General features: G+C 65.1%; 17 protein-coding genes. 9 read left to right on the top strand and 8 right to left on the bottom strand.

What is annotated here, in order from left to right:
- Positions 1-57 precede the first annotated feature (57 nt).
- Positions 58-534, top strand: a complete 477-nt coding sequence (greA, locus tag ACMGDH_RS17345; RefSeq protein ID WP_436829237.1) for a transcription elongation factor GreA — start codon at positions 58-60, stop codon at positions 532-534.
- 8 nt (positions 535-542) lie between these two features.
- On the top strand, positions 543-1,166 hold the full coding sequence (locus tag ACMGDH_RS17350; protein ID WP_436829238.1) for a rhomboid family intramembrane serine protease: 624 nt from the start codon (positions 543-545) through the stop codon (positions 1,164-1,166).
- A gap of 144 nt (positions 1,167-1,310) precedes the next feature.
- On the opposite strand, the gene ACMGDH_RS17355 is transcribed toward ACMGDH_RS17350, so the two are convergent.
- The 5 genes from ACMGDH_RS17355 to ACMGDH_RS17375 all read right to left on the bottom strand — a co-directional run bounded on the left by ACMGDH_RS17355 (position 1,311) and on the right by ACMGDH_RS17375 (position 3,235).
- Positions 1,311-1,526, bottom strand: a complete 216-nt coding sequence (locus ACMGDH_RS17355; protein WP_436829239.1) for a DUF4170 domain-containing protein — start codon at positions 1,524-1,526, stop codon at positions 1,311-1,313.
- Between the two features lie 99 nt (positions 1,527-1,625).
- Entirely contained in the window at positions 1,626-1,979 is a 354-nt protein-coding gene (locus ACMGDH_RS17360; protein WP_436829240.1) for a hypothetical protein, read from the bottom strand.
- Between the two features lies 1 nt (position 1,980).
- Complete coding sequence (locus ACMGDH_RS17365) at positions 1,981-2,316, bottom strand: DUF3618 domain-containing protein (RefSeq protein WP_436829241.1); 336 nt, start codon at positions 2,314-2,316, stop codon at positions 1,981-1,983.
- Positions 2,313-2,654 carry a phage holin family protein gene (locus ACMGDH_RS17370; protein WP_436829242.1) on the bottom strand — a complete coding sequence of 114 codons (342 nt, stop codon included), beginning with the start codon at positions 2,652-2,654 and terminating at the stop codon, positions 2,313-2,315. The genes ACMGDH_RS17365 and ACMGDH_RS17370 overlap by 4 nt, the downstream gene beginning before the upstream one ends.
- Before the next feature lie 14 nt (positions 2,655-2,668).
- Complete coding sequence (locus tag ACMGDH_RS17375) at positions 2,669-3,235, bottom strand: hypothetical protein (protein WP_436829243.1); 567 nt, start codon at positions 3,233-3,235, stop codon at positions 2,669-2,671.
- 159 nt (positions 3,236-3,394) lie between these two features.
- On the opposite strand from ACMGDH_RS17375, the gene eno reads away from it, so the two are divergent.
- The 5 genes from eno (at position 3,395) to ACMGDH_RS17400 (ending at position 8,168) form a co-directional block, all read left to right on the top strand.
- Positions 3,395-4,669, top strand: a complete 1,275-nt coding sequence (eno, locus tag ACMGDH_RS17380; RefSeq protein WP_436829244.1) for a phosphopyruvate hydratase — start codon at positions 3,395-3,397, stop codon at positions 4,667-4,669.
- Positions 4,670-4,725: 56 nt separating this feature from the next.
- A complete protein-coding gene (locus tag ACMGDH_RS17385) occupies positions 4,726-5,040 on the top strand; it encodes an FtsB family cell division protein (protein ID WP_436829245.1) in 315 nt (104 codons plus the stop codon).
- A 77-nt stretch (positions 5,041-5,117) separates the two neighbouring features.
- Positions 5,118-5,543 carry a YidH family protein gene (locus tag ACMGDH_RS17390; protein ID WP_436829246.1) on the top strand — a complete coding sequence of 142 codons (426 nt, stop codon included), beginning with the start codon at positions 5,118-5,120 and terminating at the stop codon, positions 5,541-5,543.
- 152 nt (positions 5,544-5,695) lie between these two features.
- Positions 5,696-6,745, top strand: coding sequence for a pyruvate dehydrogenase (acetyl-transferring) E1 component subunit alpha (gene pdhA / locus ACMGDH_RS17395; protein ID WP_436829247.1), 1,050 nt, complete (start codon positions 5,696-5,698; stop codon positions 6,743-6,745).
- A gap of 1 nt (position 6,746) precedes the next feature.
- Positions 6,747-8,168: a pyruvate dehydrogenase complex E1 component subunit beta gene (locus ACMGDH_RS17400; RefSeq protein WP_436829248.1), complete on the top strand. Its 1,422-nt coding sequence runs from the start codon at positions 6,747-6,749 to the stop codon at positions 8,166-8,168.
- A gap of 42 nt (positions 8,169-8,210) precedes the next feature.
- Here the strand turns inward: ACMGDH_RS17400 and ACMGDH_RS17405 are convergent, their stop codons facing one another.
- Genes ACMGDH_RS17405 through ACMGDH_RS17415 form a run of 3 tightly spaced genes read right to left on the bottom strand, consistent with a single transcriptional unit; the run spans position 8,211 to position 11,529 of the window.
- Positions 8,211-8,882, bottom strand: a complete 672-nt coding sequence (locus ACMGDH_RS17405; protein ID WP_436829249.1) for a TadE/TadG family type IV pilus assembly protein — start codon at positions 8,880-8,882, stop codon at positions 8,211-8,213.
- Positions 8,879-9,502 carry a TadE/TadG family type IV pilus assembly protein gene (locus ACMGDH_RS17410; RefSeq protein ID WP_436829250.1) on the bottom strand — a complete coding sequence of 208 codons (624 nt, stop codon included), beginning with the start codon at positions 9,500-9,502 and terminating at the stop codon, positions 8,879-8,881. The genes ACMGDH_RS17405 and ACMGDH_RS17410 overlap by 4 nt, the downstream gene beginning before the upstream one ends.
- A complete protein-coding gene (locus ACMGDH_RS17415; RefSeq protein WP_436829251.1) occupies positions 9,499-11,529 on the bottom strand; it encodes a pilus assembly protein TadG-related protein in 2,031 nt (676 codons plus the stop codon). The genes ACMGDH_RS17410 and ACMGDH_RS17415 overlap by 4 nt, the downstream gene beginning before the upstream one ends.
- 192 nt (positions 11,530-11,721) lie before the next feature.
- On the opposite strand from ACMGDH_RS17415, the gene ACMGDH_RS17420 reads away from it, so the two are divergent.
- Positions 11,722-12,390 (top strand): squalene/phytoene synthase family protein, encoded by a 669-nt coding sequence (locus tag ACMGDH_RS17420; protein ID WP_436829252.1) that lies wholly within the window; start codon positions 11,722-11,724, stop codon positions 12,388-12,390.
- A gap of 61 nt (positions 12,391-12,451) precedes the next feature.
- Entirely contained in the window at positions 12,452-12,922 is a 471-nt protein-coding gene (locus ACMGDH_RS17425; protein ID WP_436829253.1) for an EF-hand domain-containing protein, read from the top strand.
- The last annotated feature ends 73 nt before the right edge of the window (positions 12,923-12,995 follow it).

Genomic DNA, 12,995 nt, shown 5'->3' on the forward strand with positions numbered 1-12,995 from the left:
GGCGTCTCGAATGTGGGACGGCTGATCTCGGGGGCGTTTACGAAGGACGACTGAGTTATGGCGACGGTCGAAAAGATGCCGATGCTGCAGGAAGGCTATGAGAAGCTCAACGAGCAGCTCAAGGCCCTGAAAGCCGAGCGCCCGCAGATCGTGGATGCGATCGAGGAGGCGCGTGCGCATGGTGATCTTTCGGAGAACGCCGAATATCACGCCGCCAAGGAGCGCCAGGGCCAGATCGAGGCATCGATCGCGGACATCGAGGACAAGCTTTCGCGCGCCCAGATCATCGATCCCAAGGATCTTTCGGGCGACAAGATCGTGTTCGGCGCGACCGTGACGCTGCTCGATGAAGACGAGAAGCCGATCAAGTACCAGATCGTGGGCCAGACCGAGGCGGATGCGAACAAGGGCCGCATCTCGTACAACTCACCGCTCGGCCGTGCGCTGATCGGCCGCAAGGTCGATGATGAGGTCGAAGTTTCGGTGCCGGCGGGCGATCGCTATTATCTGGTCTCGCGGATCGAATTCATCTGAGGCCCGAGATGCGCCGCCTCTCGGCGACTGCCGTCCTGGTGCTGGTGACGGTGGCGGTCAGCCTTGCCGCCGAATTCGGCTGGAACCTGTATGAAGCGAGCATGCGCGCGGGGTTCATTCCCGCGCGGCTGAGCGGGATCGATACCGATTTCGCGGCGGTGCCGGTATGGCTCACGCCGCTCTCCTGCGCGCTGATCCACGCCGGCGTGCTGCATCTGGGCATGAACATGGTGATGCTCGGCTTCACCGGCCAGCATGTGGAGCGCGCGCTTGGAGCCAAGGGAATTGCGATTCTCTACGTCGTCGGTGCCTATGCCGCGGCGATCGCGCAGTGGCTTCCCGACCCGGATTCGATCGTCCCGATGGTAGGCGCGAGCGGCGCCGCGTCGGCCGTGGTGGGCGCCTATTCGCTATTGTTCGGCCGCTCGCGCGCCAAGCCGCTGGGGCCGATCCCGGCGCAGGTTGTGCACGTGCTGTGGCTTGCCGCCGCCTGGGCTGCGATCAACCTGGCGATCGGCTATGCTTTCCTTGCGACCGGCGTGGCGGTGGCAGCCGCGGCGCACGTGGGCGGGTTCATCGCGGGGCTTCTGCTGGCGCGGCCGCTGCTGCTCTGGCGCTGGCGGCGGGCGTAAGGCATCACTTAACCTGCTCCGTGCTGAGCTCGTCGAAGCACACCTGAAGCGCTGGGCCGACTAAAGACGGCCCTTCGACAAGCTCAGGGCGAACGAGTTGGAAGTGTTTCCGACCTATCGCAACAGATCGCAACGGAGGCCGGCTCAGCCCAGCTCGGGCTCGAGCAGGCGGTGGAGGTGGACCACCACATATTTCATCTCGGCATCGTCGACGGTGCGCTGTGCCGCGGCGCGCCATGCCTTTTCGGCGCTCGCATAATCGGGAAAGATGCCGACCACATCGAGCTTCGACGGGTCCTGGAAATCGAGCGTCTGGGGATCGCTGACGCGGCCTCCGAAGACGAGATGCAGCTTGCTCATGTTTACTCCTGGGAAGAACCGTTGGGCGCCCCTTAACGGCTCGCCGCCCGCCGGCTCAACCCCGAACTATGCCGTATCCCATTCTTCGCCCGCGCCTGCTCAGTTTCGCGCGGCTTCCTTTGCGGCATTGACGACGCTGCCGAACAGCGCCGAGACACGCTCCTTGGTCGCGTCCTTGCCGGGGAGCAGTGCGTCGATCTCCTGCTTGCCGGCCTCCTTGGCGGCTTTCGCCACCGACGACGCCCGGTCCGCCAGCTTGCGGCCGACCGGATCGAGCAATTCGCGTTCCTTGGCGGCTCGCGGAATCAGCATTCCGATCAACACGCCCAGCGCGACTCCGCCCGCGACCAGCGCGACCGGATTGTCGCCGATGTCGCCGACTGCCCCGCGCACCTTGTCGCGAGTCGAGCCGCCGTTCTGGTTTGCGGTCGCGCCGCCGTTGCCGTTGCTCATCCTATGGTCCTTTCTTCGCGCGCCTTGCGGGCTTGCCTCGCTTGCTGTCCAAACCCGCGGTTGGGGCGGGGGTTGCATCATCGTTCCGGCGACGGCGCACCGCATCGACGATCCAGCCCCGCGCCATCACGAGCCCGATCGTTCCCGCCAGCGCCGCCACTGCCCAGGGGCGCGCCCGCGCCGCCGACGCAATGCCCTGGGCCGCGGTCTCGACTGCATCCTGGGCAAAGTTCGAGGGCCGCAAGCGCTGCCGCACTTCGCCCAGCGTACCGAAGAGGCGTGCGCGGGCCGCTTGCACTTCGGCTTCGGCGCGGGGGAGGCGAGAGGGCGCGGTCATCGCTTCGATCGCGTCATGCGGCGGAAATGGCGCACTGCGAGCCAGCCGAGCAGCCCTGCGATCGCGAGCGTCGCGACCACTACGATTAGCGTCGCCCAGCCCGGCCCGACCAAAGTCGCAAACATGAGCACCAGCCCCACCACCAGCGCGATCGCCGCGGCAATGGCGAGCAGCAGCGCTGCCGCGGACAGAATGAGCCCGGTCCTTGCCTGCTCGAGCTTGTCCGTTGCGAGTGCTCGATAATAGCCGAGCTCGGCCTTGGCATAGCCTTTGCCATCCTCGACGAGCCGACCGATCAGCTCGCCGACGCTTTCTTCCTCGATCCCCGGTTGTCCCACCCCCGTGATCCCGATCAGACGGCGGAAGAGCCGGTGCTGGACTTGGAATCGGCGCTATCGGATGCCGAATCGATGCCCGACTTGATCAGCCGCGCCAGCACGAAGCCTACGGCCGCGGCGGTGCCCACGGCGATCGCCGGGCTCTTGCGGACGAGGTCGGATGCCTGGTCGAACAGTTCGTCGACCTCCTTGCCGCGCAGATTGTCGGCGAAGCCCGCGATGCCATCCGCGGCAGAACGAGCGTATTTGCCATATTCCGCGCCCAGCCTCGAATCGACGTCGTCGGCGGCGCTGCGCATCAGCCGCGCGACTTCGTCGAGCGCACCGCTCGCGCGTTCCTTGTTCTCGCCGGCGAAGGCCCGGGCGCGGTCGGCAGCCTGGCTGCCCAGCTTGGCTGCTTCGTCCTTGATCGTCTGCGTCTTACGGCGCTTGGGCTGCGTGATCTCTTCGGCTGCGTCGAAATTGATTGCCGCATCCGCGCCACCGGCGTCCGCCTTCAGCTTGGGATCGGCATCGAACGTCACTTGCTCGCCGGACGTCTGCGTGCCGCCCGTCTTCGCCGATTTGTTTCCGTCAGCCATGCCGAGAGCCCTTTTCACTGTGTCAGGGAAAGAACCAAGGCCACAGGCCCCGGTTCCATCCTCCGCCCCATCCTCCGACGTTGCCCGGGCGCGCGCGACTGGCTAGAGGCTCGCGCGCACCCTGGAGCAATCCGATACCCTAGTTAGGGAGACCATTACGTGACCGCAATCATCGACATTCACGCCCGCCAGATCCTCGACAGCCGCGGCAACCCCACGGTGGAAGTGGACGTGATGCTCGAGGACGGCAGCTTCGGCCGCGCCGCGGTCCCCTCCGGCGCCTCGACCGGCACGCACGAGGCTGTGGAGAAGCGCGACGGCGACAAGTCGCGCTGGTTCGGCAAGGGCGTCGAGGCGGCGGTGGAAGCCGTCAACGGTGAGATCGCCGAGGAAGTGCTCGGGCTCGAAGCTGAGGACCAAGCCGATCTCGACCGCGCGATGATCGAGCTCGACGGCACCGAGAACAAGGGCCGGCTGGGCGCCAATGCGATCCTGGGCGTGAGCCTGGCCGCAGCGAAGGCGGCTGCCGACGCGCGTGGGCTGCCGCTCTATCGCTATGTCGGTGGAGTGGGCGCGCATGTTCTGCCGGTGCCGATGATGAACATCATCAACGGCGGCGAGCATGCCGACAATCCGATCGACTTCCAGGAATTCATGATCGTGCCGGTGGGCGCCGAGAACATCGTCGAGGCGGTGCGGTGCGGATCGGAGATCTTCCACACGCTCAAGAAGAAGCTGCACGAAAAGGGCCTGGCGACCGCAGTGGGCGACGAAGGGGGATTTGCGCCGAACATCGCCTCGACCACCGAAGCGCTCGACTTCATCATGTCGTCGATCGAGGCGGCGGGCTACACGCCGGGCGACGATGTGATGCTCGCGCTCGATTGCGCGGCGACCGAATATTACAAGGACGGCGCTTACAAGATGGTGGGCGAAGGCAAGACCTTCTCGTCTGCCGAGAACGCCGCATTCCTCGCGGACCTGGTTGCCAAATACCCGATCTTCTCGATCGAGGACGGCATGGCAGAGGACGATTGGGACGGCTGGAAGGCGCTTACCGACCAGCTCGGCGGCAAGATCCAGCTGGTGGGCGACGATCTGTTCGTGACCAACCCGAAGCGCCTCGCGCGCGGTATCGAGGGCGGCTATGCCAATTCGTTGCTGGTGAAGGTCAACCAGATCGGCACGCTGACCGAGACGCTGGAGGCGGTGAGCCTGGCGCAGCGTGCGTCGTACACCGCAGTGATGTCGCATCGCTCGGGTGAGACCGAGGACGCGACGATTGCCGATCTCGCGGTCGCCACCAATTGCGGGCAGATCAAGACGGGTAGTCTCTCGCGCTCGGATCGGCTCGCCAAATACAATCAGCTCATCCGAATCGAGGAAGAGCTGGGTGATTCGGCGATTTATGCTGGAAAATCCGTGTTGAAGTGATCTTGGGGGTACGTCCGGGCTTGATTCGCGACTCGGGTTGCGCGAAGAGTCAAGTCATGTCGCGCGCTTCGCCCGTTCGTACCCTGCTTCGCCGCGCCGGACTTCCGGCCGCGGTGCTGATCGCCATGGGCTTTTTCGGCTACAATGCCGTGCTCGGGCCGACGGGGGTCATGGCGGCGCGCGAGTTCCAGAAGGAGCTCGCCGCCAAGCACGTCGAATATGCGGCGCTCGACAAGAAGCGCGCGGAGCTCAAGAATCGCGTCGATCTGCTCGATCCCAAGCGTGGTGCCGACCCCGACATGGTCGAGGAGCTGGTGCGCAAGCAGCTCAACGTCGCGCGCCCTGACGAAGTGATCATCCCGCTCAAATAGGTCTCGGGCTTTTCGAGGCGCGGATTGCGGGTAAGTCCGAATTCGCCGGAGCCGGCCGTGCGGCTAACCCACTCTCCATGGCGGACGAAGCACCCTCGTATACGGTCGAGCCGAGCATCGGCAATCATTTCGCCTGGCTGCGTACCACCATGGCCTTCCAGCGGACGCAAATGGCGGCGGTGCGCACGGCCGTCTCGCTGATCGGATTCGGCTTTACGGTGGCGCAGTTCTTCGAAAAACTGGCGGGCAAGGACGGTCTCGGCCTGCTGGTGGGGCGCGTCAATTTGCCGCGCGATTTCGGCCTGCTGCTCATCGGCGCGGGCGTGGTATCGCTCATATTATTCACATCGCAATTCCATTTTGCGATGGTCTCGATGCACAGCGACGCGCTCAAGCCGATCGCGCCGGGCGCCAAGTCGCCCCAGACGTCGACCTACATCATCTCGGTGGCAGTGATTCTGATCGGAATCGCCGCCTTCCTGGGGGTGTTCTTCCGCTTCTGACGGTCGGGCGGTGTCGCTTAGGCCCCACAAACCCGCCTGGAATCCTGCTGTCGGACCTAACGCAGCGCGAAGACGCGCGTTGACGTTGCGTCCGGGCCAAAAACCCGCCTATAGGCGCCCGCACTGACCTTCCCCGGGCATGAGGATTTCCTGTGGCCAAAGCACCGGCACGTAAAGCGTCCCCCGCACCCGCGGCATCGAACCGCGAGCGCCCCAACGAACCGCAGCGGTACAAACCCTCCAAGGAGGAACTGCTCGAATTCTACAAGCAGATGCTGCTCATCCGCCGCTTCGAGGAGAAGGCGGGGCAGCTCTACGGCCTCGGCTTCATCGGTGGCTTCTGCCACCTCTACATCGGCCAGGAAGCCGTTGCGGTGGGCCTCCAGTCGGCGCTCGACGGCGACAAGGACTCGGTGATCACCGGCTATCGCGATCACGGCCACATGCTCGCATATGGCATCGATCCCAAGGTGATCATGGCCGAGCTCACCGGGCGTGCCGCCGGCATCAGCCGCGGCAAGGGCGGCTCGATGCACATGTTCTCGACCGAGAAGAAGTTCTACGGCGGCCATGGCATCGTCGGCGCGCAGGTGTCGCTCGGCACCGGCCTCGCGTTCGCGCACAAGTATAATGGCGATGGCGGCGTCGCCATGGCCTATTTCGGCGACGGCGCCGCGAACCAGGGCCAAGTCTACGAATCGTTCAACATGGCCGAGCTGTGGAAGCTCCCGATCATCTATGTGATCGAGAACAACCAGTACGCCATGGGCACCAGCGTCAACCGCTCGTCGGCCGAGGACCAGCTCTACAAGCGCGGCGAGAGCTTCCGCATCCCGGGCATCCAGGTCGACGGCATGGACGTGCTCGCCTGCCGCGGTGCTGCCGAGGAGGCTTTGGCCTGGGTCCGCGCGGGCAAGGGGCCGATCATCCTCGAGATGAAGACCTATCGCTACCGCGGCCACTCGATGTCCGACCCGGCCAAGTATCGCAGCCGCGAGGAGGTCCAGTCGGTCCGCGACAAGTCCGACCCGATCGAGGCGGTCAAGCGCGAGCTCGAAGCGCTTGGCATGAAGGAAGAGGATCTCAAGCCGCTGGAGGCGGAGATCCGCAAGGTGGTCAACGAATCCGCCGATTTCGCCGAGCAGACCCCCGAACCCGATCCTGCAGAACTGTACACCGACGTGCTGGTGGAGACCTATTGAGATGGCGATCGAACTCAAGATGCCGGCGCTGTCGCCCACCATGGAAGAGGGCACGCTCGCCAAGTGGCTCGTCAAGGAAGGCGACACGGTGAAGTCGGGCGACATCCTCGCCGAGATCGAGACCGACAAGGCGACGATGGAATTCGAGGCGGTGGACGAAGGCACAATCAGCAAGATCCTGGTCGCCGAAGGCACCGACAATGTGAAGGTCGGCACCGTGATAGCGATGATCGCTGCCGAAGGCGAAGACGCGTCTGCCGCTCCGGCGCCCGCCGCCGCCGAGGCCCCCAAGGCCGAAGCGCCCGCGCAGGAGCAGAAGGCGGCCGAGTCCGAAGCAGGCGAGGACGGCGGCCCGAAGAAGGCCGACAGCGGCACCAAGCAGCTCGCCAGTGACAAGGCGGCAACCGTCGCCGATCCCGCGATCCCCGCGGGCACCGAGATGGTCAAGACCACCGTCCGCGAGGCGCTGCGCGACGCGATGGCCGAGGAGATGCGCAAGGACGAGCGCATCTTCGTGATGGGCGAGGAAGTCGCCGAATATCAGGGCGCCTACAAGGTTACCCAGGGCCTGCTCGACGAGTTCGGCGATCGCCGCGTGATCGACACGCCGATCACCGAATATGGCTTCGCCGGCATCGGCACGGGCGCGGCGATGGGCGGATTGAAGCCTATCGTCGAGTTCATGACATTCAACTTCGCCATGCAGGCGATCGACCACATCATCAACTCGGCCGCGAAGACCAACTACATGTCCGGCGGCCAGATGCGCTGCCCGATCGTGTTCCGCGGCCCCAACGGCGCTGCCAGCCGCGTTGGCGCGCAGCACTCGCAGAACTATGGCCCGTGGTACGCCAGCGTGCCTGGCCTGATCGTGATCGCGCCCTATGACGCGGCCGATGCCAAGGGCCTGCTCAAGGCGGCGATCCGCAGCGAGGATCCGGTCGTGTTCCTCGAGAACGAGCTGATGTACGGCCGCAGCTTCGATGTGCCCAAGCTCGATGACTATGTCCTGCCGATCGGCAAGGCGCGGATCGTGCGTGAGGGCAAGGACGTGACGATCGTCTCCTATTCGATCGGCGTCGGTGTTGCGCTCGAAGCCGCCGAGACGCTGGCGGGCGAGGGGATCGATGCCGAGGTGATCGACCTGCGCACGCTGCGCCCGCTCGACACCGGCACGGTGCTCCAGAGCCTCAAGAAGACCAACCGCATGGTCGTGGTCGAAGAGGGCTGGCCGGTCTGCTCGATCTCGTCTGAGATCGTCGCGGTGGCGATGGAGCAGGGCTTCGACGACCTCGACGCGCCGGTGCTGCGCGTTACCAACGAAGACGTGCCGCTGCCCTATGCCGCGAATCTCGAGAAGCTCGCGCTGGTCGATGCCGCGCGCGTGGTCGCGGCGGTCAAGAAGGTCACCTACAAGGGCTGATGCGCCAGCGCCCCTCTTCCACGCTGGAGAGGGGCGCGGCGATCAGCAGGTCGCGGCCGTGACGCCGTTGACTTCGTAGACGCCGTCGGGGTGCCCCGTGCCGTCGCTGGTGTCGCGCCGGTCGCGGACCATCATCGAGGCGAATTCCTTGATCTCGACGCTCGGCGCGAGCGAGGCGCTGACGATCGGCTGATATTCGTACCGAATCTCGACGAACATGGTGACGCCTTCCTCGGTGGCATCCACACGCTGGCCGGTGGGGCCGATCCCGTCGAGATTGTCGTCTCCAACGTCTCCGTAAGTCGAAGACCAGTTCGTCTTGCTGCCCTTGCAGCGCTGCCAACGGATCATGAACTTGCCCGCATGGGCAGGATCCGGCTCGAAGCTGGAGACGATCACGCGTCCGTTGGTGAACAGGCCCAGCTCGCCGGCCTGGAGATCGGCGCCGGTCAACAGGTCGTTGATCTGCGCCTCGTCGATCTTCTTGGACTCGAGCTGGCTGCCGCGGCCGATGCGCGCGGCGTTGTCGGCGACGTGGAGCGCCACCTGGCTCACCCGCATCCGCGTCACGACATAATTGGCCAGCTCCCCGCCGGTGAGGCTGAGCGTCAGCAGGATCGGCATCGAGAAAGCAAATTCGAGCAGCGCGAGCCCGCTGGTATCCCGGCCGAGACCGCGCGCGAGCGTTCCTAGGCGACGCAGCACGCTGGTCATGTGCAGTTCCTCACCTGGGCGACGGCCTGGTCGGCATAGGGCTGGTTACGCAGGATCGTGGTCGCGCTGACGCTCGTGGTGTCCGATCCGCCGATGAACCCATAGACCGGGAACAGGCGCGGGTAGGACATGGTCACCGTGTAGGCGACTGCATCCTGCGCGCCGCCCTGACCGTCGTTGCCGCCGGTTCGATCCCAGCGCTGGTTGTTGTTGGTATCCTCATAAGGCTCGCCGGGGGTGGTGCCCGCTGGTCCGTCGCACGTGCCGTTGTCGTTGGTATCGGTAAACGGCTCGAACTGGTTCGCGGCAGCATCGGCGAAGTCGCTGAAATAGTTGCGCTTGATCGTGATCGTCGCGTTGCTCGCCAGCGCCTCGACCTGATCGCGCACATATTGGTCGAGCCTGGCCTGGACCGTCGCGTCCAGCCCGCTCTCGAGTGTCGCGTCGCGGCTCGCCTTCTGCACCGCACCCTGCAGCACCGCCCCCACATAGAGCGTATGCGCGATATCGAGCCCGCCGACGATCAGCAGGCACATCACCGGCGACACCATCGCGAACTCGATAATCGTCGCGCCGCGCTCGTTGCGGTGGAGGTGTGCGAGGTTGCGGACAAGGCTCATTTGGTGAGCCTCAGCTGAGAGATTTGATCGGCGATGTTCTTGAAGGTCTGCTGCAACGCATTCGCATCCGCCGCCGAAAAATAGCGACCTGTCGACGCGCATTGCCTGAGCCGATCCTGAGTCTCCTGGGCTTGGCCTTCGCCGAAGTTGATCACCCACAGCGTGATGTTCTTGTTACGGACCCAGTTGCAGACGGCGAGGAAACGCAGGTTCACCTGCTGGTTGAGCTGATCCCTGGTAGGATTTTCGTCCGTCTGGCGGTCGTCGAAATAGGGCAGGCCATAGGCGGCATAGTCGAAGTCGTTGGCATTGGTGTCGCCATCGGTCATGAAGATCATGTGCCGCTCGATTTCGGCGCCCCTGGGCGTGGTCGCGGTCTCGCTTTTGAAGATTCCCGTCGGCGACATCAGACGTGCACCCCAGATGATCCCGATATCGTGATAAGTCGCGCCGTCCGGCCTGAGGCTGTCGACATAGTCGTCGAAATCGGATGCCGACGGCCACGCCTGCAGTTTCTTGGCTGGTGTCGGGCAGGCATAATACATGCCGCTCGTATAATCGGTGGTTATGTTTTCGTTCGGAGAGGTGTTGTTCCAACCTGGGGGGCGATTATTTCCGGCCTTGGGCCACGCGGAGGGGAGTTGATTGTAGTTGATGCCTCCGCTGGTTTGGCGCGGAGTGAAGATCAACTGGGGCAGCGCCGGCCCCCAGCGCGTCTCATCGCTGTCGGGCACGAGATCAATATCCAGATCCCTGGCGTCGGTCGGGATCGGATCGAAATCGGTCGTCTCGATAGTCTTGCGTTCCTCGATGCACCCGTCCCAGGTGATGACTGCCTGGGGGACGTCATTCCCCACTGTCGCGTCGGCGATGGACTGCGTGTCGGGATCGACCGCCGAGGATGGCATTGTAAATCTGGGATTCCAGTTGCTGCCGCCGGCTTTGAGGCCGCTGACATCGATTTCCAACTGGTTGTAGGTCCAGTTCTGGAACTTTTCCTGATAATATGTCGTCACGTCGGTGCGTTTGCGGCGGCAGCTCTTCTTGTTGTCGCCGTTACCGGTCGAATTGTCCGTGGCACCGCTCCACGATCCCCAGGTGGCGTCGCTCCCGCGGGACCAGCCCCACTCACCTGTGCTACCACCGCTGGTCGCCTCGCCGTCGCTGGTGATGGTCGTCACCATCGTTGGGGCAGGCGGGGGGCCGCCTGAGTTGGTCGGCGTGGGCGTAAAGGTGCCGAACGGCTGGTTGTTCATGAACTTGAGGCAGTCGGCCTGAGTGAGCGAGCTGCCATAAACTTGCCAATAACGGTCCGTCTTCTCCGGCGGTACGGCCACATTGGGTTTGCGTGTCCGATACCACCAATTGTCGGCGATCCAGTCGTTCTGCAACAGGCGACCGACATTGACGTTGGTGGAATAGGGCACGAAGCCGAAGCGGATCTGCACCTGATTGCCGGTGCCGCCACTTGGCTCGTCGCCGTCGCAATCGGTGTCGAGCACGTCGAGCCGCGCGACGATCTGGTAGAAGCATTTCACCGCTTTGCGTAGCGCAGCGATACGGGAATTGGCATTGCCGTTGCAGCTCATGTTGCCGTTCGGGCAATAGTTCATCGACCCCGTGGTATCGAGCACGAACATCACGTCGGTGTTCGGCAGCCGCATTTCGGCGTCGCAGGTGACGGAGAGCGTTTCCGCGGTCTTTCCGAAGATCCGCATCAGCGTCATCGGCACCGTGGCGGACGCGGTTCCCGTCACTTTGCCTGCGCTCTCCGAAAACGCCTTGGTGACGTTGGTGGCGCCATAGGCGGTGCGGTCGTAGTTCCCCTCGAAGAACTTCTCCGCCATGCCCCGGGGATAATGGTTGTCCTGGGTCCAGGTGCCGCCGCCCATCGCCTTGCGGCCCGCGAGCGCGCCGGCGTCACAGGCATGTTGCAGCCGCGTCTTGACGATGTACATGCGGCTGATGTCGACGCCGCCGCCGACCATACCCGCAAGCGGGATCAGCGCCATCGCCATCATGGCCATGGTGTTGGCGCGCGTATCGCGTGCGAGCGCGGTCAGGGACGTCCGCGCTTCATTCCAGCCAGGGTTCTTGTGTCCCATGCGTGCGTTCCCGGTCCCCACTCAACGAGGCGGCATGCGGCACCTCTGGCTAACCGCCGCTAAAATCATGTGGTTAACAAGACGCTTGGGCCTTTCTCCGGAAAGCTCCGGGGTATGAGCGACGAGGGATCGCCCGAGCGCGCGCTGGTGCTCGCCTATGCGCCTGCCAATCGGCGGAGCGCGCTGGCGGCGCTGCTCGCGCTCGACGATGCGCTGGCGCTGCTGCTGCGGACAACGCGCGAGCCCGCGCTGGGCCAGCTCCGCCTCGCCTGGTGGCGCGAAGCGCTCGCCCGGCTCGATACCGAGCCGGCGCCTGCCGAGCCGGTGCTGCAGGGGATCGCGAGCGCGCTGCTGCCGCTCGGCATCTCGGGCGCCTCGCTGGTGCCGATCGTCCACGGCTGGGAAGTGCTGGTCGAGGAGGAAGCGCTCGATGCCGACGCGCTCGCGCGCTTCGCGGCCGGGCGGGGGACGCTTTTCGTCGCTGCGGCGCGGGCGCTGGGAGCCCAGGCGGACGATCCGGTCGATGCGGCGGGGAAGGGCTGGGCGCTCGCGGATCTGGCGCGGCACTTGCGCGTGCCCGAGGAAGCGAGCGAAGCGCGCCGTCAGGCGGCAGGCGCGCTCGAACAGGCGCTGGGGCAGCGCTGGAGCAAGCGCGGCCGTGCGCTGGGAGCGCTGGCACATCTCGCACGGATGGATCTGGCGGTGCCTGCGGAAGCGCCGGTGCCGCATGGCGCACCCGGCCGCGTCGCGCGCCTGTTCTGGCACAGGCTCACGGGCCGATAGCGCTTGCCAGCGGCCGCGGAGCGGCTAGCCTGTCGCGGCTTCAGGCTTGGGGGAAGGGCCGATGATGTGGCGCTATCTGGTGGGGGCTGTTGCCGCCCTGCTGCTCGCGGGCGCGGGCATTTTCCTGTTCCGGGGTTCGGCTGCACCCAAGGCGGAGCTGCCGCGCGCGCCTTCCGCGCAGGCCGCCGCGCCCGGGGGTGAGGCGTTGCTTCCCGAGGAAGCGCCGCGCGCGAGCGACCGTACGCGCGAGCAGAAGCGCTTCGACCGCTACGACAAGGACCGCAACGACGCGATCGCCCGCGAGGAATATTTTGCCCCGCGGCGCAAGGCGTTCGCCAAGCTGGACCTCGATCGTGACGGTAAGCTCTCGTTCGAAGAATGGGCAGTGCGCACGACCACCAAGTTCGCCGAAGCGGACAAGGACAAGTCGGCGACGCTCACGCGTACCGAGTTCACCGCCACCGCGCCCAAGCGGAAACCAAAGGCAGCATGCGTGTGCGGGCCGGGGAATGGGGATGAGGCGAACGATTAGCACTTCCGCTATCCTCCCCCGCCAGGGGGAGGTGGCGCCGGAGGCGACGGAGGGGGAGGAAGCATGTCGGTTT

The sequence above is a fragment of the Sphingomonas radicis genome, assembly GCF_051400635.1.
Taxonomy (GTDB): Bacteria; Pseudomonadota; Alphaproteobacteria; order Sphingomonadales; family Sphingomonadaceae; genus Sphingomonas.

Excerpts from the sequence above, each read along its gene's own strand:
- ACMGDH_RS17420 (WP_436829252.1), top strand. The coding sequence starts at position 11,722 with ATGAGCGACGAGGGATCGCCCGAGCGCGCGCTGGTGCTCGCCTATGCG.
- ACMGDH_RS17350 (WP_436829238.1), top strand. The coding sequence starts at position 543 with ATGCGCCGCCTCTCGGCGACTGCCGTCCTGGTGCTGGTGACGGTGGCG.
- greA (WP_436829237.1), top strand. The coding sequence starts at position 58 with ATGGCGACGGTCGAAAAGATGCCGATGCTGCAGGAAGGCTATGAGAAG.
- ACMGDH_RS17375 (WP_436829243.1), bottom strand. The coding sequence starts at position 3,235 with ATGGCTGACGGAAACAAATCGGCGAAGACGGGCGGCACGCAGACGTCC.
- ACMGDH_RS17390 (WP_436829246.1), top strand. The coding sequence starts at position 5,118 with ATGGCGGACGAAGCACCCTCGTATACGGTCGAGCCGAGCATCGGCAAT.
- ACMGDH_RS17360 (WP_436829240.1), bottom strand. The coding sequence starts at position 1,979 with ATGAGCAACGGCAACGGCGGCGCGACCGCAAACCAGAACGGCGGCTCG.
- ACMGDH_RS17405 (WP_436829249.1), bottom strand. The coding sequence starts at position 8,882 with ATGACCAGCGTGCTGCGTCGCCTAGGAACGCTCGCGCGCGGTCTCGGC.
- ACMGDH_RS17365 (WP_436829241.1), bottom strand. The coding sequence starts at position 2,316 with ATGACCGCGCCCTCTCGCCTCCCCCGCGCCGAAGCCGAAGTGCAAGCG.
- ACMGDH_RS17425 (WP_436829253.1), top strand. The coding sequence starts at position 12,452 with ATGATGTGGCGCTATCTGGTGGGGGCTGTTGCCGCCCTGCTGCTCGCG.
- ACMGDH_RS17385 (WP_436829245.1), top strand. The coding sequence starts at position 4,726 with ATGTCGCGCGCTTCGCCCGTTCGTACCCTGCTTCGCCGCGCCGGACTT.
- ACMGDH_RS17400 (WP_436829248.1), top strand. The coding sequence starts at position 6,747 with ATGGCGATCGAACTCAAGATGCCGGCGCTGTCGCCCACCATGGAAGAG.
- ACMGDH_RS17410 (WP_436829250.1), bottom strand. The coding sequence starts at position 9,502 with ATGAGCCTTGTCCGCAACCTCGCACACCTCCACCGCAACGAGCGCGGC.
- ACMGDH_RS17355 (WP_436829239.1), bottom strand. The coding sequence starts at position 1,526 with ATGAGCAAGCTGCATCTCGTCTTCGGAGGCCGCGTCAGCGATCCCCAG.
- ACMGDH_RS17415 (WP_436829251.1), bottom strand. The coding sequence starts at position 11,529 with ATGGCCATGATGGCGATGGCGCTGATCCCGCTTGCGGGTATGGTCGGC.